Origin of the sequence: Micromonospora sp. WMMC273, from assembly GCF_027460285.1 — a bacterium.
Classification (GTDB): Bacteria; Actinomycetota; Actinomycetes; order Mycobacteriales; family Micromonosporaceae; genus Micromonospora; species Micromonospora aurantiaca.
Genome location: NZ_JAPZBE010000001.1, coordinates 5913273 through 5936026 on the forward strand (window position 1 = coordinate 5913273; position 22754 = coordinate 5936026).

The 22754-nt window shown below is 72.2% G+C and carries 21 protein-coding genes; 5 read left to right on the forward strand and 16 right to left on the reverse strand.

The features are described 5' to 3' along the window. Positions 1 to 2 precede the first annotated feature (2 nt). From O7611_RS27475 to O7611_RS27525, 11 genes are all read right to left on the reverse strand, one after another. Entirely contained in the window at positions 3 to 278 is a 276-nt protein-coding gene (locus O7611_RS27475) for an acyl carrier protein (protein ID WP_209310374.1), read from the reverse strand. 34 nt (positions 279 to 312) lie between these two features. Beyond that, positions 313 to 1569, reverse strand: a complete 1257-nt coding sequence (locus tag O7611_RS27480) for a type III PLP-dependent enzyme (protein ID WP_269697810.1) — start codon at positions 1567 to 1569, stop codon at positions 313 to 315. Further along, positions 1566 to 2945: an ATP-binding protein gene (locus O7611_RS27485; RefSeq protein WP_194803445.1), complete on the reverse strand. Its 1380-nt coding sequence runs from the start codon at positions 2943 to 2945 to the stop codon at positions 1566 to 1568. Before O7611_RS27485 ends, O7611_RS27480 begins: the two co-directional genes overlap by 4 nt. A gap of 9 nt (positions 2946 to 2954) precedes the next feature. Next, positions 2955 to 3884, reverse strand: coding sequence for a 3-oxoacyl-[acyl-carrier-protein] synthase III C-terminal domain-containing protein (locus tag O7611_RS27490; RefSeq protein WP_194803446.1), 930 nt, complete (start codon positions 3882 to 3884; stop codon positions 2955 to 2957). Next, positions 3881 to 4153 (reverse strand): acyl carrier protein, encoded by a 273-nt coding sequence (locus O7611_RS27495; protein WP_228533073.1) that lies wholly within the window; start codon positions 4151 to 4153, stop codon positions 3881 to 3883. The genes O7611_RS27490 and O7611_RS27495 overlap by 4 nt, the downstream gene beginning before the upstream one ends. Further along, a complete protein-coding gene (locus tag O7611_RS27500) occupies positions 4150 to 5856 on the reverse strand; it encodes an acyl-CoA dehydrogenase family protein (RefSeq protein ID WP_194803447.1) in 1707 nt (568 codons plus the stop codon). Before O7611_RS27500 ends, O7611_RS27495 begins: the two co-directional genes overlap by 4 nt. Then, positions 5856 to 7577, reverse strand: a complete 1722-nt coding sequence (locus O7611_RS27505; RefSeq protein ID WP_194803448.1) for an acyl-CoA dehydrogenase family protein — start codon at positions 7575 to 7577, stop codon at positions 5856 to 5858. Before O7611_RS27505 ends, O7611_RS27500 begins: the two co-directional genes overlap by 1 nt. Before the next feature lies 1 nt (position 7578). After that, a complete protein-coding gene (locus tag O7611_RS27510; protein WP_194803449.1) occupies positions 7579 to 9351 on the reverse strand; it encodes a fatty acyl-AMP ligase in 1773 nt (590 codons plus the stop codon). Positions 9352 to 9466: 115 nt separating this feature from the next. Then, the gene (locus O7611_RS27515) at positions 9467 to 10621 is read right to left on the reverse strand and encodes a hypothetical protein (protein WP_269697811.1); all 1155 of its coding nucleotides are present in this window, start codon (positions 10619 to 10621) and stop codon (positions 9467 to 9469) included. After that, positions 10618 to 11652 (reverse strand): Gfo/Idh/MocA family protein, encoded by a 1035-nt coding sequence (locus tag O7611_RS27520; RefSeq protein ID WP_194803451.1) that lies wholly within the window; start codon positions 11650 to 11652, stop codon positions 10618 to 10620. The genes O7611_RS27515 and O7611_RS27520 overlap by 4 nt, the downstream gene beginning before the upstream one ends. After that, complete coding sequence (locus tag O7611_RS27525) at positions 11649 to 13013, reverse strand: aspartate aminotransferase family protein (protein ID WP_269697812.1); 1365 nt, start codon at positions 13011 to 13013, stop codon at positions 11649 to 11651. Before O7611_RS27525 ends, O7611_RS27520 begins: the two co-directional genes overlap by 4 nt. Positions 13014 to 13194: 181 nt before the next feature. On the opposite strand from O7611_RS27525, the gene O7611_RS27530 reads away from it, so the two are divergent. The 4 genes from O7611_RS27530 to O7611_RS27545 all read left to right on the forward strand — a co-directional run bounded on the left by O7611_RS27530 (position 13195) and on the right by O7611_RS27545 (position 16309). Beyond that, entirely contained in the window at positions 13195 to 14019 is an 825-nt protein-coding gene (locus tag O7611_RS27530; protein WP_269697813.1) for an inositol monophosphatase family protein, read from the forward strand. Beyond that, on the forward strand, positions 14016 to 14750 hold the full coding sequence (locus O7611_RS27535) for a sulfotransferase family protein (protein ID WP_194803454.1): 735 nt from the start codon (positions 14016 to 14018) through the stop codon (positions 14748 to 14750). The genes O7611_RS27530 and O7611_RS27535 overlap by 4 nt, the downstream gene beginning before the upstream one ends. A 28-nt stretch (positions 14751 to 14778) precedes the next feature. Next, positions 14779 to 15531: a hypothetical protein gene (locus tag O7611_RS27540; RefSeq protein ID WP_269697814.1), complete on the forward strand. Its 753-nt coding sequence runs from the start codon at positions 14779 to 14781 to the stop codon at positions 15529 to 15531. A gap of 97 nt (positions 15532 to 15628) precedes the next feature. Further along, positions 15629 to 16309 carry a response regulator transcription factor gene (locus O7611_RS27545; RefSeq protein WP_194803456.1) on the forward strand — a complete coding sequence of 227 codons (681 nt, stop codon included), beginning with the start codon at positions 15629 to 15631 and terminating at the stop codon, positions 16307 to 16309. Positions 16310 to 16384: 75 nt separating this feature from the next. On the opposite strand, the gene O7611_RS27550 is transcribed toward O7611_RS27545, so the two are convergent. The 3 genes from O7611_RS27550 to O7611_RS27560 form a co-directional block, all read right to left on the reverse strand. Further along, entirely contained in the window at positions 16385 to 17056 is a 672-nt protein-coding gene (locus O7611_RS27550) for a helix-turn-helix transcriptional regulator (protein ID WP_194803457.1), read from the reverse strand. A 146-nt stretch (positions 17057 to 17202) separates the two neighbouring features. Next, positions 17203 to 17871 carry a response regulator transcription factor gene (locus O7611_RS27555; protein WP_194803458.1) on the reverse strand — a complete coding sequence of 223 codons (669 nt, stop codon included), beginning with the start codon at positions 17869 to 17871 and terminating at the stop codon, positions 17203 to 17205. Next, positions 17838 to 19196, reverse strand: coding sequence for a sensor histidine kinase (locus O7611_RS27560; RefSeq protein ID WP_228533084.1), 1359 nt, complete (start codon positions 19194 to 19196; stop codon positions 17838 to 17840). Before O7611_RS27560 ends, O7611_RS27555 begins: the two co-directional genes overlap by 34 nt. A gap of 837 nt (positions 19197 to 20033) precedes the next feature. Between O7611_RS27560 and O7611_RS27565 the strand changes: the two genes are divergently transcribed. After that, entirely contained in the window at positions 20034 to 20555 is a 522-nt protein-coding gene (locus O7611_RS27565; protein WP_194803460.1) for an alpha/beta hydrolase, read from the forward strand. A gap of 146 nt (positions 20556 to 20701) precedes the next feature. Here O7611_RS27565 and O7611_RS27570 read toward each other — a convergent pair whose 3' ends face one another. Together O7611_RS27570 and O7611_RS27575 are read right to left on the reverse strand one after the other, a co-directional pair. Next, positions 20702 to 20995, reverse strand: a complete 294-nt coding sequence (locus tag O7611_RS27570) for a DUF4287 domain-containing protein (protein WP_194803461.1) — start codon at positions 20993 to 20995, stop codon at positions 20702 to 20704. Positions 20996 to 21176: 181 nt separating this feature from the next. Then, on the reverse strand, positions 21177 to 22718 hold the full coding sequence (locus O7611_RS27575; protein ID WP_269697815.1) for a non-reducing end alpha-L-arabinofuranosidase family hydrolase: 1542 nt from the start codon (positions 22716 to 22718) through the stop codon (positions 21177 to 21179). Between the last annotated feature and the right edge of the window lie 36 nt (positions 22719 to 22754).

Below are 22754 nucleotides of genomic sequence, written 5' to 3' on the forward strand. Positions count from 1 at the left end.
CGTCAGGCCAGGCCCTGCTCGATGACGTAGTCGGCGAGCGTGCCGACCGACTCGAAGTGGTGCTGCTCCAGCGTGTCCGAGTCGATCACCACGTTCAGCCGGTCCTCGATGTGCATGAGCAGTTCGAGGACGTTCGTCGAGTCCAGCCCGAGCTCGTCCATCAGCCGGGTCTGCTCGGTCACCTGGACCGAGTCGCGGTTCAGCACCGCGACGACGGCGTCGATCATGTGGTCGACGACCGCGGCGCGGTCGACGGTGGCTTCCGAAGCCATGGTCATGGCGGGCCTCCTGTGTGCCGGTCGGGATGGGTTGTCAGTCGAGGATCTGCGGGCCGAGCAGGTCTTCGACGGTGTCGCGGCGGCGGACCAGGCGGGCCCGGCCGCCGTCCACCAGCACCTCGGCCGGGTGGCCGTGGCTGAGGAAGAGCACCGGTGAGGCGCTCGGGCCGTACGCGCCGGAGCGCAGCACGCCGACCAGGTCGCCCGGCCGCAGCTCGGGCAGTTCCACGTTGCGGCCGACGGTGTCGTTCGGCGTGCACAGCGGGCCGGTGACGTTCCACGGGCCGGCGTCCGTGCCGGCCCGGTTGAGCAGCCGCATCGGGAAGTTGCGCTTGACGTAGGAGCCGATGCCGACGGCCGCCATGTGGTGGTTCGTGCCGCCGTCGGTGACCGCGAAGCGCTCCCCCATCGAACTCTTCACGTACCGCACCCGGGTGACGTAGGTGCCGCAGGGCGCGGTCAGGTACCGGCCGAGTTCCAGCAGGAGCCGGCCCCCGGGGTGCGCGGCGTGGAACGCCTCGACCACCGGGTTGAGCAGGCCGGCGACCGCGGCCGGGTCGAGGTCCGGCTCGCCGGGGAAGTAGGCCACCCCGAGGCCACCGCCCACGTCGACGGCCTCCAGGACGAAGTCCAGCCGCTCGGCGAGCCGCTCGGCCAGGTCGATGATCCGGCGGGCGTTCTCGGCGACCACCCCGGGATCGAGGATGCGGGTGCCCAGGTAGGCGTGCACGCCGATGACGCGCACCCCGGGATGGTTCTTGACCAGGTCGGCCTCGTCGAAGAGCTGCTGCTCGTCGATCCCGAACTGGCGCGGTTTGCCGCCCATCGTGAGGCCGGAGCCCTTGACCGCGAAGCTCGGGTTGACCCGAAGCATCACCGGTGCGATGACGCCCCGCTCCCGGGCCAGCTCGTCGATCGTCGCCAGTTCCCCGAACGACTCGCAGACCAGCGCGAAGACGCCCTCGGACAGGCACGCCTCGAGTTCGCCGCGGCTCTTGCCGGGGCCGAGGAAGATGATGTCGCGCGGGACCACCCCGGCGGCGAGCGCGGTACGCAGCTCCACCATCGACGACACCTCCGCCCGGGCGCCCTGCGCGCCGAGCAGCGCGCAGACGGCCATGTTCGGGTTGGCCTTCAGCGAGTAGAAGATCTCCATCGCCGGATGCAGCCGCTCACGCAGCCCCAGGTACTGCCCGCGCAGGCTGTCCCCGTCGTACACGTAGAGGGGCGTGCCGAACCGCTCGGCCAGTTCGGACATGGCCACGCCCTGGATCGTCACTTCTCCGGTCACCGTCGTGTTCCTTCCGCCACGGCCGCCAGGCGGCCCGCGATCTCGGCGTCCATCGCCGTCAGCTCGTCCGCCGTCGGCGCGGTCAGCAGGCCGTACAGCCGGCCGTCCGCAGCTCCCCCGCCCTCCCGTACCAGGGCGTTCACCGTCGAGAAGTTCTGCACCACCATCCCGGCCGCACCGGCGGCGCTCAGCAGCCACGGCCCCAGCCCGTCGCGGACCTCACCGAAGCGCAGCGGCCGCGCCAGGCGCAGCGGGTACTGCCGGGCCAGCGCGTACCAGCCCGCCGGCACCAGGTGCTCCTGGAGGCCGACCTGGTAGGTCGACATGTTGTGCCGTGCGTTGATCTCCACGACCGGGTAGACGCCGCCCTCCGGGTCGAGCATCGCGTCCACCCCGACCACGCCGTGGTAGCCGTCGCGGGCCAGCCGGGCGCCGAGCACCGCGGCGCTGTGCGTCACGACCGCGACCTGCCGCGCGGTCAGCCCGGCCGGCATCCGGTGACCCTTGTGTACGCCGTTGGCGGTGACCGCCTCCTTGACGAAGTCGAAGTGCACCCCGCCGTCGCGGAACACGGTGAACTGGTAGTTGAGGTCGACGGTCTTGGCGACCCACTCCTCCACCAGCAGCGCCAGCCGCCGATCGCCGGAACGGTCGGCCCGGCGGCGCAGCGTCCGGTGGATCTGGTCCAGGCGCGCCGCGTCCCGGATCAGCAGCAGGCCCTTGCCGGACACCCCGTACGAGTCCTTGAGCACCACCGGCCGCCCCGCAGCGAGCAGCGCGCGGGCGTGTTCGACCGCCTCGTCCAGCTCCTCGACGGTCTCGCAGATCCAGCCCGCGGACTGACGCAGCCCCAGCTCGGTGGCGATCCGCCGGCTGTAGATCTTCCCGTTGACGGCCTTGCAGACGGCCGCCGGCGCCCCGGCCAGCGCGACACCGGTCAGCGCGGCGAGCGCCTCCTCGTCGGCGGAGACCCCGTGCGGGACGATCGCGGCCGCCCCCGCCAGGGCGGACAACCGGGCCAGCAGGGCCGGACTGTCCAGCGCGTCCTGGGTCACCGTGCGGTGCGGATCCTGGCGGTCGGTGGTCAGCACATGCGGCAGGGCCGTCCCGAGCGTCTCCAGATGGGCCAGGTGCTCCGGGTCCGGCCGGTCCTTGAGCACCACGTAGTCGTCCGGGCCGGCCAGCAGCAGGGCGAACTCGTCCATCCGGTTCACCATCGCGTCGCCCGCGGTCAGCGCGACGCGCGGCAGACCCGGCTCGTCACCGCCCCACCGCTGCTCGACCTCGAAGTTGCCGAGGAACACCAGAGGGGTCCGGTCGGTGCCCAGCAACGCCGTCCGCAGCCGTCTGACGAAGGGTTCCCGTGTCGTCGTCATAGCGTCCTATCAGTGCTCGAACACCGCGGCGGCGAAGGTCGACCCCAGCCCGACCGCGGCCATCAGGTAGCGGTCGCCGGGCCGAAGCCGGCCCAGCTCACGGGCCGCGACGTAGTTGAGGAAGGAATCGGCGCAGAAGCAGTGGCCGGTGACCGGCATGTTGTCCAGGAACAGGCGCTCCACCGGGATCCCGACCTTGCGCGCCACCCGCACCCAGGACACCCGGTTCACGTTGTGCGGCAACACCACGTCGAGGTCGGCGACGGTGATCCCGGCGCGCGCCACCGCCGCGAGGATCACCTCGGCGAGCGCGTCCGGATAGCGTTGCTGGAACTCCAGGGACATCGCCGCGGTCAGGGACAGCCCGGCGTTGAACTCGCCGTGCGTGGCCGAGGCGTACGACAGCAGCCGGTCGCGCCGGCCCGTGCCGACCAGGACGGCGGCGCAGCCCTCCCCCATCAGCGCCGTGCCCGGGATCATCCGGGCCGACGGGGTGAACGCCTTCTCACCGACGAAGACCAGGGCCAGCGCGCCGGACTCGCCGTCCTCGGCGAGCAGCCGGCCGGCCATCTCGACGGCCAGCAGCCCGGAGGCGCAGGCGTGCTGGGTGACCGCGAAGGCCCGCGCGTGCCGCAGACCGAGGGCCCGCACCACGTCGTGCAGCGGATCCTCGGGGTACGGCGCGATCGCCTGCAGGGTCCGGGCCTGCACCACGTACCGGACCTGGGACTCACGGCCGCGCAGCTCGGACAGTTTCGCCGCGGCGTTGAGCATCAGGTCGGTGATCGTGCCCGTCGGTTCCCGCAGCACCTCGGCCAGCCCGTAGTACCGGCGGAACATCCGGACCTGGGTGTCGGTCAGCCCAAGCTCTCCGGCCAGCGAATCGATCGGCACCCGTTCCGGCGGCAGGTAGGCGGAGACCGCTTCGAGGGCGGTCACGTCCCGGCGTCCAGCGGCAGGCCGGACAGGTACTCGGTGAGCGCGTCGATGCTCGGGTGGTCCCACACGATCGTCGGTTCCAGGGGCATCCCGAGGTGGTCCTCGATCTCACCGCAGAGCGCGAGCGCGTACACCGAGTCGAGGCCCAGGTCGGCCAGGGGCGTGGCGGTGTCGATGGTGGCCGGATCCCGGTTGGTGAAGTCGGCGACGCGGTCCCGCAGCCACGGACGGAGCTGTCCGGCGGCCCGGTGGTTCGGCAAGATGGTCAATTCCGGCTCCTTGGAAGGTCGGGCAGCACGCTGTCGGACAGGTCGAAGGCCCGGCCGGCGGCGTACCGGCGGGCGAGCTCCGCGTGGATCGGGCCGGCCAGCGCGGCCGGCAGCGACCGGGACGTGCCGTCCAGCTCGTCGGCCAGCCGCAGCAGGGCCGCCGTCACCCAGGCCGGATCGGCCAGGAAGGTTCCCGGGTGGCGCTGCTCGGCCAGCCAGAGGTTCAGGCAGGTGGCTGCGGTCAGCACCGTGGTGTAGCGGGCGGTCAGGTCGAGCGCCGCCGGGTCGCCGCCGATGGCCAGGTCCGCCGGGCGGAGGCCGAGCGCGGCCGAACGCAGCCGGGCCAGCTCGGCGGTGAAGCGCCGGACCAGTCCGCGCAGCCGGTCGTCGCCGGCCGGCATCGTCTCGGCGGCGGCGAGCAGCTGGGCCGTGATCGGGTCGGCCGCCGAGGCGATCCGCAGCCGGTCGAACGGCAGGGCCGGGAGATCGGCGTCCAGGTCGTACAGGGTGGGCGGTGGCTCCTGGCCGGTCGCCCAGGAGCGCCGGGCGAGCCGGGGGAGCTGAGGGAGGACGGTGGCCAGGCAGGCGACCCGGGCCGCGTGCCCGAATCCCGCCGGCGCCAGGTCGCGCTGCAGCTTCTGGAAGATGCCGTACTCACCGGTGCGCAGGTAGCTCTGTGCACCGAGCAGCTCACCGAGCCGGGTCATGGCACGGATGGACCGGCCGGACACGACGTACTTGACGGCCGAGGCGTACGCGTTGGTGTCCTCGGGCAGCAGGTGCACGGCGCGGGCGACGGTGGTGGACAGGCAGTCGGCGATCAGCAGGTCCGTGAACGCCTCGGCCAGTGCCGTACGGACCACCGGCATGGCGCCTACCGGTCGTCCGCGCAGCCACCGGTCCTCGCCGAACCGCAGCACCGCGCGCAGGCCGGTGTCCAGCACACCCAGCGTCATCGCCGGCAGCCCGGTACGGGTCAGCTGGAACGAACGCAGCGCGACCTCCATGGCCGAGCCGAGCGGCCCGAGTGCCACGCCCGCGTCGACCGGGCACCGGTCCAGCTCGATCCCGCCGAGCTGCACCCCGCGCATCCCGCTGCTGGGGAACCGCGGCAGATACCGCAGCGCGCCCGGCGGCAGCGCGTCCTTCTCCACGAACAACTGGGTGTGGCTGCGGCCACCGGCCGCGTCCGAGGTACGACTGAAGATCACCATCGCGCTGCACCGCTGCGCGTTTGTGACCACCTCCTTGCGGCCGGTGAGCAGCAGTTCGCCCGGCCGCCCCGGGTCGGCCCGGAAGTCCACCCGGGCGAAGTCGTTGCCGTGTGCCAGCTCGTGGTAGACGGAGGCCACCCGACGGCCGGAGAGCAGCAGCTCCGCCAGCCGTCGCTGCTGGGCCTCGTCGCCGCCGGCCCACACGTTGACCGAGGCGATGAACGAGCTGGCGCCGTAACCGAGACCCAGGCAGGGGTCCCGCCGGAACACCGAGCGCATCGTCCGGATCAGCCGGTCCAGGCCGGTCATCCGGCCGCCGCGGGCGACCGGTACGAACTCGGCGTTGAGCCCGAAGTCGTCGAGCGCCAGCTCACCGTCGGCGAACATCTCCTGCCGCTCGTCGGCCGCCAGCACGGCCCGGTTCCCGAGGGGGTTCGCCGGGTCCCACGGATCGCCGAAGCGGCTCTCCAGATCCCGCATGGTGGTCATCACGCCTCCCCGGCGCCGTCGAGGTCGAGCACCGAGGGGCGACGGTCCGGGGCGAGGGACGCGTACACCCGGTCGTAGCCCTCGGGATGGTCCGGCGCGACGCCGAGGCGGTGCAGCACCCAGGTCAGCGCCGCGTCGAGCCACAGCCCGTCCGCCCACAGCGGGTCGGCGCCGGCGTGCTCGTGGTTGTGCAGCCACAGGTGCACCGCGCTCGCGCCGGCCACACACAGCTCGTACCGGTGGGCCAGGTCGTAGGCGGCGGGTTCCACGTCGTGCGGCCGTGGGCGGTACCCGGCGAGTTCGGTGTGCAGCAGCTCGGTCGCGGCCAGGAGCGCCTCGGCCCGGGCCGCCGGGCCGCCGGCCGCGCGGACGGCCGGTACCGCTGCGGACAGCCCGCGCAACGGCAGGCACCCGCGTCCGGCGGCCAGCGAGATCCGGTCCGGGTCCAGTTCGGGCACCGGCACCCGCAGGTCGGCCAGCGCCCGTAGCCGGGTCGCGTCCACCGGGTCGCCGGGCCAGCCCCGCGCCAGTTGGGGGAACTGGTTGATCAGCGCGTTGCGGTTGACCGGGGTGCTGCCGTCGAAGATCCCGACGATCCGGTGGTCCCGCTCCACCTTCTGGAAGCGTCCGTAGTCCGGGATGCCGGTCAGGAAGGCACGGGCGCCGAGCTGCTCGCCGCACCCTCCGATCAGTTCGTCGGTGAGCGTCGGCACGAAGGCCTTGAGCACCGGGGCGAGCACGCCCAGTTCCTCGGTCTCCGCCGTCGCCGCCCGGCTGACCAGGGCGGTCACCGCCTCGGCCAGGAACAGCATCGTGTGCAGCCGGCCCACCCCGCGCCGCAGGTACGGCACGTCGGCCAGCCGCCGCCCGTACAGCCGGCGGTCGGTCAGGTATCGCCGGACCAGCGCCAGCGCGTGGTCGGCGGCACCGAGCGACAACGCGGCGCAGGTGGTACGCGTCAGTTGCAGGGCGCGCAGCACCGTCTCCAGCCCGGCGCCACGCGCACCGACCAGTGCCGTCTCCGGCACCCACGCGTCGTCGAGGACGATCCCGCTGATGTCGGCACCCCGGATGCCGTGGGTCGGCTCCCCGGGCAGGCACCGGTACGAGTGCGCGGGAAGCTCCCGCTTGTCGGCGAGCAGCACTGTGAAACCGCGTGGCCCGCCGTCCGGGTCGGTCCGCGCCAGCAGGCACACCACACCTGCCCGGGTGGCGTTGTTGATCAGCCATTTCGTCCCGGTCACCCGGTACCCGCCGTCGCTCCGGACCGCCGAGACCTCGCCGCCGAGCAGGTCGCTGCCGTGGCCCGGTTCGGTGAGCGCCCAGCAGACGGGCACCCCGGCCAGGACCGTGCCGGCGAGCGCGCGCGCCTGCGCCAGGTCCGCCTCGTCGCGCGGCGACCGGGCCCAGACCGAGGCCGCGCCGAGGAACGTCTTGCCGTGTCCGATGGCCGTGGTCAGGTCCCGGCGCGCGATCACCCGCAGGACCTGGACCAGGGTGTCGAAGCCGCGCAGTTCACCGCCGTACGCCGCCGGGACGTAGTGCGCCGGCAGGCCGAGCCGGTCCAGGTGCGCGCAGATCTCCGCCGGGAACGCCTCGCTCTCGTCCGCGGCGGCGACCCGGGCGTGGTTGAACACGACGTCGGCGTCGTCCGGATCGCCCAGCCGCTCGTCGAGGTGCCGGGCCACTGCAGCGGCCAGGGGCAGGGTGGGCGCGGCCATCTCAGGCCCGCACCGGGTCGCCGGTCCGGCGCGCGGCCCGCACGCCGTCGGTGAGTTCCTCGTGTTCGGCGCCGAGGGCACCGGTCAGGAAGAGCATCCGGGCCAGGCCGCGCTGGATCTTGCCGCTGGTGGTGCGGGGCACCGTGCCGGGGCGGACCAGCACCACGCTGACCGCGCCGGTCCCGAACTCCCGGGACAGCACGTGGCGGACGGCGGTGACCACGGCGGCGCGGGCCGCCGGGTCGAGGGACCGGGCCCGGCACTCCTGCACCACCACCAGTTCCTCGTGCGGCACCTCGACGGTGAAGGCGGCACCGACACCCCGGGACAGGCTCTCGTCCACGGCGCGCACCGACACCTCGATGTCGTGCGGGTACAGGTTGCGGCCGTTGACGATCAGCAGTTCCTTGATCCGGCCGGTCACGTAGAGCTGGCCGTCGCGCAGCAGGCCCAGGTCCCCGGTACGCAGGAAGCCGCCATCGCCGTCGGCCAGCTCGTTGCCGAACACCTCCCGGGTGGCCTCCGGGTTGGCCCAGTAGCCCCGCGCCACGCTGGTGCCACGCAGCCAGATCTCGCCGATCCGGTCGGGCGGTTGCGGCAGCCGGGTGGCGGGGTCGACGATCCTGATGTCGAACTCCGGAGTGGACTCGCCGCTGCTGACCAGTTCGCGCACCGGCTCCGGGTGGCCGGCTCCGACCGGCGTCACGACGTTCCGTTCCAGTTCCTCGGCGTCGACGGTGAGCACCACCGGCGGGCGGCCGATGGTGGCGCCGCTGACGCTGAGCGTGATCTCGGCCAGGCCGTACCCGGGGCACATGGCGTCCGGCCGCAGCCCGGCGGCGGCGAATCGACTGGCGAACGCGGCCAGGGTGGCCGCCTGCACCGGTTCCGAGCCGTTCACCGCGCGACTCCACCGGGACAGGTCGACGCCGGCGATCTGCTCGTCGGTGATCCGCCGGGTGCACAGGTCGTACGCGAAGTTCGGTGCCGGGGAGATCTCGATGTCGTGCCTGTCGATCAGCCGGAGCCAGGTGCCGGGGCGCTTGAGGAACGTCGTGGCCGACATCCCGACGCTGCAACCGCCCCGCGAGAGTGGGGCCAGCAACTGCCCGATCAGGCCGAAGTCGTGGTACATGGGCAGCCATCCGCCGACGCGGACGCCCTCGCCGCCACCGAGGATCTCGTTGAACGCCCGCAGGTTGGGCAGCAGGTTCGCGTGGTCCACCACGACGCCCTTGGGGTCGCTGGTGGAGCCGGAGGTGTACTGCAGGAAGGCGATGGTGGACCCGTCGATGTCCGGCCGCCGCCATGCCGTCGCCCGCTCCAGGGGGACGTCGTCGAAGGCCAGGCACGGTACGTCGGACAGCCCGCACTCGGCCGCCCAGTCGCGGACCGCGTCGAGCGCCGCGGCGTCGGTGACCACCGCGGCCACCTGGGCGTTGTGCGCGATGCCGGCGAGCCGGTCCCGTTGCCGGCGATATCCGTCCGGCAGCGGGGCCGGGACCGGGATCGCACCGGCGTGCTGGACGCCGAGGAAGTTCTCGGCGAAGGCGGTGCCGGGCTCGTTCAGCACGAGCACCCGGTCACCCGGGCGGACGGTGCCGGCGAGCAGCACGGCGATCTGCCGGGCCCGGGCGGCCAGGTCGGCCCACGACACCGTGCGCACCTCGGCGTCGCCGGATCCGGGGTCCGCGTCGAAGATCAGCGCCGGTCGCTCCGGGTGGACGGCGGCACGCTCCTGCAGCAGGTCGACGAACGTTTCGTGGTCGGACATCAGGCGCTCCCCGCGGGTCGGTGACGTGCCGGACCCAGCGTCGCGCCGGATCCGGCATGTGCAGAAGGCTCGATCGAGCGGGCGGTTGGGGTAGCCGAACAGGTATGCCAGGCGGTCACGGCGTCTCCTGCCAGCCGCCGAGCCAGCCCTGCGCCACCCCGGCCAGACCGATGGCGACCAGCGCCGCCCGTCGTTCCACGGTCAGGCCGGCGGCGTCCGGCTCGGCCAGGCCGGAGGTGATCCAACTGGTCATCGCGGCCTGGGCGAGCCCCGCACCGACGGCTGCCGGGGGCCAGACCCCGTCCGCCTCGCCGCGGCGGACCGTCACCGCGTCCGCGCCTAGCAGGTAGCCGGCCGCCCACACCTCAAGGGCGAGTCGCCAATGGAGGCCCGAGGGCAGGCCGGTGACCCCGAGCAGGCGGTCGAACCCGTCCACCACCTGGTTCACGGTCAGCCCGACCAGGCCGCAGTGATCGGCCCAGTACCAGCCGAAACCGTGTTCGACGGGCTCCCCGGTGCCGGGGCGCAGCGGCCGCAACAGGCACCGGCTGCGATGCAGCTGCACGGTGTAGGGCAGCTTCTCGTCGGAACGGCACCGCCGTGCCAGGGCCTCCTCGGCGCTCGCGCTGAACTGCCAGTACGTCGGTGACAGGACCGGCGCGGGCAGGAAGACGGTGGCGTGGAACCGGCCCGGATGCCCGACGATCGTCGGGTCGAACCGGTGGTCGACCAGGTGCGGCACGGTCCCGACGACCGGGATGCCGGCCTCCCGGCAGAACATCACCACCATCTCGTCGTCGTCCTTGACGTCGTCCGGGATGCCGGCCAGGTAGTCGGCCAGTTCCCGGGCCACCCGCACCGGCAGGACGAACCCCTGGGTGGGGGTCCACTCGAACAGCGACAGCGGCGCGAACGGCCAGCCGGCGATCACCGCGCGACGGACCAGGTACGAGTTCTGCGGGCTGTCCCAGTGCGAGTAGAGCGAGATGCCGTGTTCCGGACGGGCCGCGATCGCGCGGTGGACCTGGGTGGCGAAGCTCCGGATCAGCCGGATGTCGTCCTGCAGCACCAGGTGGTGGGTGGCGCCGTCGGCGACGGCGCGCCAGGCCACCTTGGCGGTACGCAACGGGCTGGGCACCCCGTCCGGGTCCGGATCGGTGACCACCCGGGCGGCCAGCGGGGCGCAGTCGCGCACGAGCGATGGGATGCGCTCCCGCCGGCGCGGGTGGTGCATGATCGCCACGCTGAGCCGGATCTCGCTGGCCGTCACCGCGCTTCCGCGGCCGACAGCCCGGCCGGCACGACCGGCTCCCCACCGCGGGTCGCCGACCGGTAGGCCGCCTCGATCAGCGCCGTCGTGGTGACGACCTCCCGCATCGGCCGGTCCCAGCCGGTGCCCGCGGCGACCAGGCCGGCGAAGTCGGCGAACATGCCGGGGAACCACTCCTGGTGGGTCTGGTCCCGGTTCGGCGGGGCCAGGTCGGTGCGTTCCAGCCCGTCCGCCGTACGCACCTCGGCCATCCCGTCGTGCACGTCGGCCGCGCCGTCCGGGCCGCTGACCAGGTAGCGGTTCGACCGGGTGTCACTGACCCAGCTCAGATCGATCTCGCAGGTCCCGCCGTCGCCGAACTCCAGGTCCAGCCGGGCGGCCACGTCCATCCCGCCGGCGGCGTCGCCGTCCGCCCACTGCGCAACGCAGGAGACCGTCCGGGGCGCCTCGCCGAAGAGCTGGGTGGCCATGTACGCGCAGTGCGTCCCGTGGTCGAGCATGATCCCGCCCCGCGCCACCGAGATGTCCCGGCGCCAGTCCGGTTGCCATCCGGGCACCCCGCGCGCGTGCGAGTCGCGGGCGATCCGGAACCGGGCCCGCAACGGACCGCCGAGCCGCCCGTCGGCGACCGCGCCGCTGAGCACCCGCATCATCGGCGAGAAGCCGTAGTTGTGGGCGGGGTAGAGCAGCAGGCCCCGGTCCCGGGCCAGGTCGATCAGGTCGAGTGCCTCGTCGGTGCGGACCGCGACCGGCTTCTCGCAGATCACGTGCAGACCGGCGGCGAGCGCCTCGCGTTCCAGCTCGACGTGATGGTTCGGCGGGGTGCAGATGTCGACGGCGTCCACCGGCTGGGCGGCGAGCAGCTCGGCCAGCGTGGGGTAGGTGGCCAGGCCGGGGTCGAGCTGCCGGGCCCGGGCCCGCCGCTCCGGCGACGGGTCGAGCACCGCGACGACCCGGCCGGCGGTGACCGTACGGTAGGCGTGCAGTCGCCCTTCCCCGGCGGTGCCGAAACCGATGACGGCGATCCTCATGCCGGTACCTCCTCGAGGTGCTGGGGCGCCGCGCCGTCGATCAGGACGCGGCGGATGATCTCGACGGCCTGCTCGGCCAGCTCCGCGTCCACGTTCAGCGGTGGGTAGAGGCGCAGCGTGGTGCCTCCGGTCATCACCAGCACCCCGGCGTCGACCAACGCCAGGAACGTCTTCCGGAAGGTGTCCTTGTCCAGCGGCCGGCGGGACCGCTTGTCGGCGACCAGCTCGATGCCGATCGCGAAACCGGCGCCCCGGACGTCGCCGACGAGCGGGGACTCGTCGACGAGGGGCTCCAGCGCGGCCAGCATCTCGGCGCCGAGCTTGCCCACGCGGCTGGGCAGGTCCTCGTCGACGAGCACGTCGGTGGTGGTGGCGACCGCCCGGCAGGCCAGCGGGAACGCGCCGAAGCTGGACGAGCTCGCGCTCGGGTCGGAGAACGGGCTGGCGGCCATCAGATCCGCTGTGGAGATCACCCCGGTGACGGGGTATCCGGCGCCCATCCCCTTGCCGACGGTGACGATGTCCGGCGTCACCTCGTCGCGCATGAAGGCGAACGGTTCACCGGTACGGCCGAACCCGGTCATCATCTCGTCGACGATCAGCAACGCGTCGAACTCGTCGGCGACCGAGGCCAGCGCGGTCAGGTAGCCCGGTGGCGGCACCACGTTGCCCGACCGGCCCTGCACCGGCTCGACGACGAGCGCCGCCAGCGCGCCGGTGGAGTTCTCCTTGACGGTGTCCCGCACGGTCTCGACGCAGGCGTAGCCGCAGCTCGGGAACGTCATCTTCAGCGGGCAGTGGTAGCAGTTGGCGTACGGTGCGCTGAAATAGCCGGACGGCAACGGGCCGAGACCGGTCCGCGCCCCCGCGGTGAGCGCCAGGCTGCCGAGCGTCTTGCCGTGGAAGCCGCCCCAGAACGACAGGAACTCGTGCTTGCCGGTGACCGACTTGGCCAGCCGCAGCGCCGCCTCCACCGCCTCGGTGCCGCCGCTGTAGAGCTGGATCCGGTCCAGCGGCGGCGGCAGGAACCCGCGCAGCGACTCGGCCATCGCCCGGCGGCCGGCCGACCCGAACGCGCCGGCCGGCGCGGTGGCGAGCTCGGCGATGAGGGCGGCGATCAGGCGCGGGTTGGCGTGGCCGATCGAGTTGACCCCGCCGGCTCCCTGGAAGTCGATGATCTCGTTGCCGTCCACGTCGACCAGGACCGCGCCGGCGGCGGACTCGACGCACAGCTGCGCCCAGAGCATGACCGCCTGCAGGCCGGGCCCGATCACCTCCTGCTCGGCGGCCCAGTGCCGGGCACCACGTGGCCGGTCGGGCGTACGCCCAAAACGTCGGCCGTCGCCTGAACTCTCTGCCATCGCTCCGCCTCTCGGGTGCGGCCGATCCACCGGTCACGCCGACCGCGGACCGCTTTCCGCCCATGCTCGGGATCCGGCGGCGGGCCCGGGAGCCTCCATCGGCCACGACGAATGGGCATGCCCGGACGGCTGACACGTCCGGGCAGCGCGGCACCGAGGCGGACGCGGTTAGCGTGGCGCCGTGACCAGCACCGTGCAGGACCTCATCGACGTGGCGGCGCAGTCCGCCGTGGACGCCGGCCGCCTGGTCCGGCAGCGGTTCGGCGACCCGGTGGAGGTGTCCCGCAAGCAGGCGGCCCACGACGTCGTGACCGGGACCGACCTGGCCGCCGAGGAGTTGATCCGCGCCGCGTTGGGCGACGTCGGCGCGCGCTCGACGGTGGTGGGCGAGGAAGGCGGCCGGCCGGCCGGTGCCCCGGCCGGTCCGGACGATCCGGTGTGGCTCGTCGACCCGATCGACGGCACCTACAACTTCGTCCGGGGCATCCCGTTCTTCTGCGTGTCGATCGGCCTGCGGATCGGCGGTCGTACGGTGGGCGGTTGCGTCTACGACCCGCTGCGTGAGGAGCTGTTCACCGCGGCGGACGGCCGCGCGTGGTTGAACGGCACTCCGCTGCCCACGCGTACCTCCGCGTCGTCGGCGCCGCCGCTCGTGCTGTGCGACATCCCGAACGCCGGGGGGCCGCCGTCCACCGCCGAGACCGACCTGCTGGCCGCGCTGCTCACCGCCGCCGCGGACGTGCGGCGGCTCGGTTCCTCCGCGCTGGCGCTGGCGTACGTGGCGGCGGGCCGCGCCGACGTGGCCGCCAACGCGGACGTCTACGACTGGGACACCGCCGCCGGGCGGGCGCTGGTCACCGCCACTGGCGGCGGTTACCTGAGTCATCCCGATCCGCTGCCGACCCGTCGGCGGGGCAGCTTCGTCGCATGGGCCCCGGCGTACGCGGCCCTCGGCCGCGCGGTCGGCGAGGCCCTGCGCCCCGACAGCCTCGCGGAGGTCGCGTGACACGCCGGCGTTTTCTGATCATGGGCGGCCTGCACCGCAGCGGCACCACCCTGCTGGCCGCGCTGGTCGGCACGAATCCGCAGGTGGCCGGGTTCCGGCAGACCGGCGCGCCGATGGACGAGGGCCAGTACCTGCAGACCGTCTGCCCCTACGACGAGCAGCACGGCGGTCCGGGGCGGTTCGCGTACGCGCCCGAGGCGCACATGACCGAACACCACGAGCTGGCCGGCCCGGCCACCGCCCGGCTGCTGCGCGAGCAGTGGGGCCGCTACCTGGATCCCGGCCGACCGGTGGTGCTGGAGAAGTCACCGCCCAACCTGCTGCGCTTCCGGTTCTTCCAGCGGCTCTTCCCGGGCTCCCGGTTCGTGCTGGTCATGCGGCATCCGGTGGCGGTGGCGATGAGCACCCGGAAGTGGACGCCGGCGCTCACCGTGCGGCAGCTCGTCGAGCACTGGCTGCACGCCCACGAGTTGGCCCGGGCCGACGCCGCCCACGTCGACGCGATGCTGACCGTCCGTTACGAGGACCTGATGGACGACCCGGACCGCACGTTGGGGGGCATCGCGGCCTTCGCCGGCCTCCCACCCGCCTTCGACGTCGGCGGCCTGGACCGGGACACGAACACCCGCTACCTGCAGGCCTGGCGGCAGGGGCCGGGGGCCGGCGACGACCTCGCCGACCTCACCGACCGGGTCGCACGGTACGGCTACCGGCTGCCCGCGCCCGCCTGAACCGGCTTCGTCTGAGAGGGGAGAACGGATGTCCCGGCTGCTCATCGTGCACGGTACCGGCGGACCGCGGCGCTCCGACGACTCGGTCCGCCGGGAGTGGATCGGCTCCGTCGAGGACGGTCTGGCGCTGGCCGGCTATCCCGCGGCGGCACCTGATGCCGCCCTGGTCAACCTCGACGCTCCGGATCGCGTGCCGGCTGTCGGCGACAGCGATCCGGCCGCCGAGGCCGCACTGCTGCGGCGCTGCTGGCAGGCCGCCACCTTCGACACCGAGGCCGGTGCGGAGCCGGTCGGCGTGGACGCGTTGGCCGGGCGGCTGGCCTGGTCCCGGTACTTCTGCGGCCTGACCGCCGAGGAGCTGACCGGAACCCTGCGTCAGGTGCTGGCGTTCGCCACCGGCGCGGCGGCCGGGCATCCCGCGATCGACGCCGTACGCGCCGCGCTCACCCCGGACACCGAGATCGTGATCGGCCACTGCCTGGGCGGGGTGGCCGCCGCGCTGGCCCTCGCCGACGCCGGTGCCGCCGCTCCCGCGTTGATCACCCTCGGCGCACCGCACCCCCCGGCCTTGGGGCCGCCCGCCTTGGGGCCGGCCGTCTGGGTGGATGTCGCCGACGTGCAGGACACGCTGCTCCTGGCGGCCGGGAGCGGCCCGGCCGGCGTCACCGGGAGGGTGTCACTCGACTGCGACCCTCGGCTGCGCGGCGCTCGCAACTATCTGGCCTCGCCGGAGTTCGGCAAGGTGCTCGGCAGCCTGCTGGAGACGTGCGACGGCGGTTGACCTCCGGAGCATGTCCGGAACGAGACATGGTCCTGGAAGGGGTGTGCCGCACTCCGTTTCGATGATTCGTGTGACTCCGAGTGAGAGGAGCGCGGTCATGACCGCGACGATCGTCGAACACCATCCGCACCGCGAGTCGGCAAGCCTGCGCATCGCACTCGTCATGATCAACGACATCCTGCGGGACGGTCTCAGCGTGGCGCTGCGCGGCCTGGCCCTGACCACGTCCGTCCGTTCCTACCGCTCGATGCCCGAGTTGCTGACCGAGGCCGTCGACAAGCGACCGGAAGTGCTCGTCGTCAACGCTGCCGACGGCGTCGCGGGCATCGCGGCCGCCGGGCTGATCGCCCCGGAGAGCAAGATCGTCATGCTGATCCACGACGCCCACGCCGCCGAGTCGGTGCTGGCCGACGGTGTCGTGGTGGACGGCTTCCTGCTCCAGCAGGACCTGTCCGGTCGCACCTTGGAGAACGCGCTCCGGGCGATCATGACCGGTGAGGTGCCGATGCCCGCCGTCCTGGCGCAGCAACTGCTGGCCCGGGCCGGCATCCGCCGTACGCCGTCGTCGATGGCGCCCATCAAGCTGACGCCGCGCGAGCACGAGACGTTGTTGCTGCTCGTCGAAGGGTTGAGCAACAAGCAGATCGCGCGACGCCTCAAGATCTCCGACCACGGCGCGAAGCGGCTGGTGGCAGGGGTGCTGCTCAAGCTCGGCTGCACCAATCGGACGTCGGCGGTGGTCACCGCCATCCGCTCCGGCCTGGTGGAGTGCGCGTAGCGCGAGCTTCCGCGCCGGCGCGCGGGACCACGAAGGTGGCGGCACCGGAAGTGGTGCCGCCACCTTCAGGGTTCCTCAGACCGCCTGACGTAGCGGCGGCCGCTCGTAGAGGCCGTGCGCGGCCAGCTTGATGCCGAGTTCGAGCCGGCTCCGGGCACCCACCATCTGCATGATCTGCGTGACCTGCCGCTGGACGGTACGGGTGGACACGGCCAGCGCCCGCGCGACCACGTCGTCGGTGGCGCCGCCGGACAGCCGCCGCAGCACGTCACGCTGCAACGGGTTGAGCCTGCCGTGCAGGTCGCTCACGTCCGCCCGCGCCTCGGACCAGTGGTGGTGGAAGATCGTCGTCAGCGCCTGCACAGCGGTCGGCGATCGTACGGCCAGCGGTGACGCGGCCCCGCCCCGCGACACGATCGCCAGGTTGCGGTCCAGCACGACCATCAGAGTGGGCGAGTGCTTGCCGCTCCGCACGTCGGCCCGGACGCCCAGCAGGGCCCGCAGCCGGGCGCCCCGGTCCAGCAGGGTCTCCCCGGCCACCACCGCGCGCACCCGGGCGGCGCCGGACCATCCCGCCCGGTGCGGCCAGGCCCGGCCCGGCTCCTGATCGGACAGCAGCGCACAGTTGGCGGGTATCAGCGCGAGCACCTCGTCGCGCGCGGCTCTGATCACCCGCGCCGCCAGGCGCCAGCCCGCAGCCTCGGCCTCGACGACCGTCGGCTTCGGTTCCACGGCTTCGTTCTGCATCAACTCTCCCCCGAGTTGCCGTCGCACGCACGTGGTCATGCGACAAGCGGACAGTGATTGAAACGTAGCGATGGGCGAACGTCGCGGGTACCGGGGAATCCCTCCCTCGCCCAGCCGGGTTTCACCGGCTCACCCCCCGGACGGGCCTAGGGTCCCCAGCCGGCGGAGGTGTTCGACCGGAGGTACATCAGCACCGCCCGCACCCGCCGGTGCACACCCTCCGACGCGTCGATCTGCAGCCGCTCCAGAATGCTCGTCACGTACGACTCGATGGTCTTGCTGCTCAGACGCAGACGGTCGGCTATCGCCCGGTTGGTGAGCCCCTGCGCCATCAGCGCCAGCACCTCCTGCTCCCGGACGGTCAGGCGGTCGATCCGGCCACCCGTCCGACGCCGGGCCATCAGCTCCTCGACGAGGGCCGGATCGATGACCGCTCCACCGCTCGCCAGCTCACGCAACGCGGTGACCACCTGCTCGACGTCGAGGATGCGCTCCTTGAGCAGATATCCGACGCCACCCTCACCCGAGTTGACGATCGCCAGCGCGTACTCCGTCTCGATGTGCATGGAGAGGACCAGCACCGCGATGCCGCTGTAGTCCCGCCGGATCCGCTCGGCGACCGCCAGCCCCTCGGTGGTGTAGGTCGGTGGCATCCGGATGTCGACGATCACCGCGTCCGGGCGGTGCCCGGCGACCGCGTCCAGCAGTTCGTGCGCGTCCTTGACCGCCGCGAGCACCGTCATCCCGGCCTGCCGCAGGAGGGCTGACAGGCCCTCCCGGATCAGCACCGCGTCGTCTGCGATGACGATGCGCACGGGATCACCGTCCGCAGCGTCGTGCCGACACCTGGTCGGCTCTCCCACTCCAGCCGGCCGCCGAGTGCCTCGGCGCGGCGGCCGAGGTGACTCAGGCAGTCTTCGTCCTCAAGGGTCCGGGTCGAGCCGGAGCCGTCGTCGCACACCTCCAGGTGCAGGCAGTTCTGCTCCATCCGCATCCGGATCACCACTGTCGAGGCGCCTCCGTGCCGGACCGCGTTCGTCAACGCCTCCGCCGCGACGAAGTAGGCGGCTTCCGCCACCTCACGCGGAACCAGGCGGGGCCGGCCCTCGATCCGCACCGTCACCGGCGTGTTCGTGGTCAGGACGGCCAGCGCCTCGTGCAGCTCACGCCGCTCCAGCGCGGGCGGACGCATCCCGCGGCTCAGCAGCCGCAACTCGGTGAGTGCCATGGCGAGTTCGGTGACCGCCGCGTCCAGGTGGGCGTCCGCCTCGGCGGTGTCCCGCATCGTCCGCCGCGCCATCTGCAACAGCAGGGTCGCGTTGACCAGCCGTAGCTGCGCGCCGTCGTGCAGGTCCCGTTCGATCTCGCTGCGCGCCCGGTGCCGGCCGTTGCGCGCCTCCTGCTCGTATCGACGTTCCCAGAGCGCGGCGTCGGCCCGCCAGCCGCGAGCCTTGGCCAGCAGCACCAACGGTGGTATCAGGATCTGCAGGACCACACCTGCCGCATTGCTCACCAGCCAGGCCGGATGGGACGGGGTGGTGAACAAGGGCACCATCGCTGCGGCGCCCACCTGCAGGCAGAGCAGGACGCCCGGGAGCACGACGATCCGCTGCGCGCCCTGCCACCGCCTGACCAGGTGGACGGCGAGCCAGATCGCCACCACCGTGACCACCAGCCGCGCGACCACCGGCTGGTACGGCGCGGCGGCCCAGCCCGGTTCGGGAAGGCAGGCCAGGCACGGGTCGATCGCGCCGGCCGGTGCGGTATAGCTGTCGATGACCAGCAGCGGCAGCCCGCCGAGCGCGACGGCCAGCAGGACGCGGTCCGCCCGGTTACGCGTACGGCCGCGCGGCTGGGTGACCAGGATGGCCACCAGGAGGGTCCAGATCAGCGGGTGCGCGACGGCGGCCACTCCGGTGCCTGTCTCACCGTGCAGCGGCCCGGCGCTGCGGGCCAGCCACACCATCGCGACGGCGAAGAACAGCATGCCGGTCAGCGGGTTGGCGGCCGACCCGATCAGGATCATCCCGGCGGTGCCGTAGGAACAGACCAGGGCCAGAGCGGTAGCGACGAAGAGCGTGGTCTCCGGATCACCGGATTGGATCACCCGAACCGCGGCGACCAGGCTCCCGCCCAACATCACACAGACCAGCATCGCGACAGCCGCGCCCCGCAACGCTGGTCCCGCGTCGACTCGGCTGACTCTGCCGGGCATCGCAAGCCGGACCAATCATCCCTCCGCGGTCGGTAGCCGATGGGAGCCGACCAGCGGACGGTGGTGAACCGATGAACGGTCGCTCGACGGTCGCGACACGATCCCTGAAGATGACCAGACCGCCCGAATCGATCTCCTCGATCGGCGTCAATACTATCGCATCGTCGATTAATCGGGGGCCGGTAAATCGTAAAAGAGATTCCGCAAAAGCGGTCATTACTCACCCACAGCCGCCGTAGCGGCCCCAAGCGCTCGAACCGGACACCGCCGAGCCGTAGCCCGATATCACCTATGATTCTGAGGGTATTTACCTTCCGTTCGGAACAGCAGGTCGACGCACTCCTTATCCGCCCTGCCCCGGTCGCACGGCATCGCATTCCACCCTGCGGGCACGCTTCGGCGATGGAGCAGGTGGACAGACCAGCAGGCGATCCGCCGGGCGGAGGCGACGACACATCCCGGCAATCAGGATAATTGTCGTCCACTCCCCGGAAACAGGCCCCGCGCATACCACCTGCGGCCAGATGTCGGGGGCCCGACACAATAGAGGGACCTCGGCGGGCGATCCCCGCAAGGCGTGATCGGAAACCCGACCCGCCCGCAATTCGCCTGGCCATCCGCCGCATGGAGCCGAACTGCACGTCCGAAAGGCGACACTGTTCCGAGCACGACTCGCGACTGCGGCCCTCCGGGAACGGCGGACAGCATCGATCGAGACGAGGCACTAGCGTGACGCATCGATCGAACGAGAGGGAGGCGATCATGGCGAATCGGCGCGCGGTACTCGCACCGGGACGGGGCTACGACACCCGGGGGCCGCTCTTCGTCTACATCGGGGAGGCGTTGCGCCGGCTCGGTTTCGAGGTGCACGAGGTGACCTGGCGGTCGCTGGGCGAGCTGCGCCTCGACAGCGCGCCGGAGTGGGTCGCCGAGCAGCTGGACCCGGTCCTCGACGCCGGGGTGGACCTGCTCGTGGGAAAGTCGCTCGGCAGTTTCGCCGCGCCGCTCGCCGCCGACCGGGGCATCCCGGCGGTCTGGCTGACGCCGCTGCTGACCGACCCCGCCGTACGGGAGCCGCTGGGCCGGGCCACCGCGCCGTTCCTGCTGGCCGGCGGCACCGGCGATCAGGTCTGGGACGGCGCGGTGGCGCGCCGGCTCACGCCGTACGTGGTGGAGGTCGCCGACGCCGACCACGCGATGATGGTGCCCGGACCGCTGGCGGCCTCGGCCGAGGCGCTCGGGCGGGTCTGCACCGCGGTGGAGGAGTTCGCCGCCGGCCGTTGACAGGTCAGCGGCGACCCCGTCGCGTCCACACCACCGCCGCCACTGCCGCGATGAGCGGCAGCAGGCAGCAGAGCGTCAGGACGAACAGGTGCCACGGCTTGATCGCTCCCATGTGGCGAACGATAGGCGTCGCTGTCCACGCCCCGCTACGCGGAGGCTCGGGCGGCCTTGCCGTCCAGCCACAGGGTGTCGGTGTCGTCACGATGGGATCCGGTGGTTCCGACGTGCCTGGCGCTGATCGTCGGCCCGTTCCTGATCACGTGGACCAGCGCCATCGCGTGTCCCCGGCCGAGTCCGTACTCGTCCTTCAGCCAGCCCACGATCACGGCGGCCTTCACGTCGGCGGCGTCGTAGCCGCGTTCCCTGGCCTGGTCGACGAGCGTGCGCGGGGTCTTGCCGGTCTTGTCCTCGATCGCGTCGAGGTATGCCTGGAAGGACATCTGCCCAACCCTTCGCTCGGGAGGTGGTGACGACTCCAGCCTCCCGGGCGGGGCGGCGCCGATCAACGACGGACCGGGCCACCGTCGTTGCCTCCAGGGCAACGATCGCCGTCGGGCGGGACGCCGGAGAGCCCGGCCCGCGTGGTCGCGGGCCGGGCTCTCCAGATCTCGGGGTACGCGCTCAGCGCTGGAGGGTGAGCAGTCCGGGTCGGTAGGGCAGGAGGCCGTAGTCGCCGCCGGAGTTGGGGGAGCGGCCCTGGTAGAGCAGTTGGAGGTTGCAGGGGTCGACGGTGAAGGTCTGGTCGGCGGTGGTGCGGATGAGTTCGCCGTGGCTGATGTCGTTGGTCCAGGTGGCGCCGCTGTTGGCCTTGCCGGCGAACGGGTTGGACTCGGTGGCGGCCTGCGGGGTCCAGGAGCCGCCCAGGCTGGTGGCGGTGAAGGAGCGGAAGTAGCGGCCCTGGGAGCCGATGGCCTCGACGATCATGAGGTAGCGGGTCTGGCCCTGGAGTTTGTAGACCTGCACGGCTTCGAACAGGTTGTTCGTCGAGTCGCTCATGATGGTGGTGTAGTTGGAGCCGAAGCTGCCGGGGAAGTTCCCGATCGGCATGCTGGAGCGGTAGATCTTGCCGTTGTCACCGGCGAAGAACAGGTACATGTTCTGGTCGTCGGCGATCAGGGTCTGGTCGATCGGGCCGGTGCCGGAGCCGGAGATGCTGCCGGTGAACAGCGGCTGCGCCGAGGACCACCCGTTCGGGTTCGTCGGATTCGTCGAGGTGCGGTAGGAGAACGCGGTCGGTCCCCACTGGTAGGCCAGGACCCAGATGTTGCGCGGCGCGAAGTAGAACAACGTCGGCGCCACAGTCCCCGACGACATCGCGTTCTGCGACGCCGTGGCCATCTGCGACCAGTTCGAGAACAGACCGAAGTTCATCGACCCCCACGACGACCCGGTGTCGTGCGTGGTGGCGTAGACCAGGTGCTGCCCGTTGTAGGGCACCACGGTGAAGTCCTTCAGCGACACCCAGCCCGAGCGCGGCTGCGCCAACGCACCCGTCGACGACCACCGGTACGACGACGGCAGGTTGCACGTACCGCCCGGCGGCGGGGTCGTCGGAGGCGGCGTGGTGGGGTTGCCGCCGCCACCGTCCACCCGGACGAGCTGCCACTGCTGGTTGGCGCCGTTCCAGTCGTCGTACTGGACGATGTTTCCGCCGTCGGCGGTCGAGGCGCCCTGCACCTCCACCACCTTGTTGCTGTTGCGGTTGATCAGCCGGACGTAGCCGCTGTCGGAGTCGGCCAGCCGGAACTGCTGGTTGGTCCCGTTGAGGTCGGAGTACTGCACGATGCTGCCGCCGTTGGCGGTCGACCAGTTGTAGACGTCGAGCACCTTGCCGGACAGCCGTGACTTCAGCCGGTAGTAGCCGCCGCCGGAGTCGACGAACTGCCACTGCTGCTGGTTGCCGTTGTTGCGAGACCACTGCACGATCCGCGCGCCGTCGTTCGTGGCCAGGTTGTAGACGTCGAGCGCCTTGCCGCTGTTGCGGTTGACCAGGACGTACCAGGCGTTCGTGTCGACGCTCGCGGCGGCGGCGGGCGCGGACACGGCAGCCACCGCGGCGGCGCCGACGAGGACCGCGGTCGCGCCGGACGCGACGACTCGCGGCAGCCATCCGCGCCGTCGCGGCGGCGACACCGTCGATGGGGACCTACCGAATGCAAACATGTTCCTCCCTCTGATCACATGTTGTGAGCGCTAACA

Coding starts and splice junctions, on each gene's coding strand:
- O7611_RS27505 (WP_194803448.1), bottom strand. CDS start 7,577: ATGGCCGCGCCCACCCTGCCCCTGGCCGCTGCAGTGGCCCGGCACCTC.
- O7611_RS27550 (WP_194803457.1), bottom strand. CDS start 17,056: ATGCAGAACGAAGCCGTGGAACCGAAGCCGACGGTCGTCGAGGCCGAG.
- O7611_RS27575 (WP_269697815.1), bottom strand. CDS start 22,718: ATGTTTGCATTCGGTAGGTCCCCATCGACGGTGTCGCCGCCGCGACGG.
- O7611_RS27560 (WP_228533084.1), bottom strand. CDS start 19,196: ATGTTGGGCGGGAGCCTGGTCGCCGCGGTTCGGGTGATCCAATCCGGT.
- O7611_RS27485 (WP_194803445.1), bottom strand. CDS start 2,945: ATGACGACGACACGGGAACCCTTCGTCAGACGGCTGCGGACGGCGTTG.
- O7611_RS27520 (WP_194803451.1), bottom strand. CDS start 11,652: ATGAGGATCGCCGTCATCGGTTTCGGCACCGCCGGGGAAGGGCGACTG.
- O7611_RS27545 (WP_194803456.1), top strand. CDS start 15,629: ATGACCGCGACGATCGTCGAACACCATCCGCACCGCGAGTCGGCAAGC.
- O7611_RS27525 (WP_269697812.1), bottom strand. CDS start 13,013: ATGGCAGAGAGTTCAGGCGACGGCCGACGTTTTGGGCGTACGCCCGAC.
- O7611_RS27475 (WP_209310374.1), bottom strand. CDS start 278: ATGACCATGGCTTCGGAAGCCACCGTCGACCGCGCCGCGGTCGTCGAC.
- O7611_RS27570 (WP_194803461.1), bottom strand. CDS start 20,995: ATGTCCTTCCAGGCATACCTCGACGCGATCGAGGACAAGACCGGCAAG.
- O7611_RS27540 (WP_269697814.1), top strand. CDS start 14,779: ATGTCCCGGCTGCTCATCGTGCACGGTACCGGCGGACCGCGGCGCTCC.
- O7611_RS27510 (WP_194803449.1), bottom strand. CDS start 9,351: ATGTCCGACCACGAAACGTTCGTCGACCTGCTGCAGGAGCGTGCCGCC.
- O7611_RS27500 (WP_194803447.1), bottom strand. CDS start 5,856: ATGACCACCATGCGGGATCTGGAGAGCCGCTTCGGCGATCCGTGGGAC.
- O7611_RS27565 (WP_194803460.1), top strand. CDS start 20,034: ATGGCGAATCGGCGCGCGGTACTCGCACCGGGACGGGGCTACGACACC.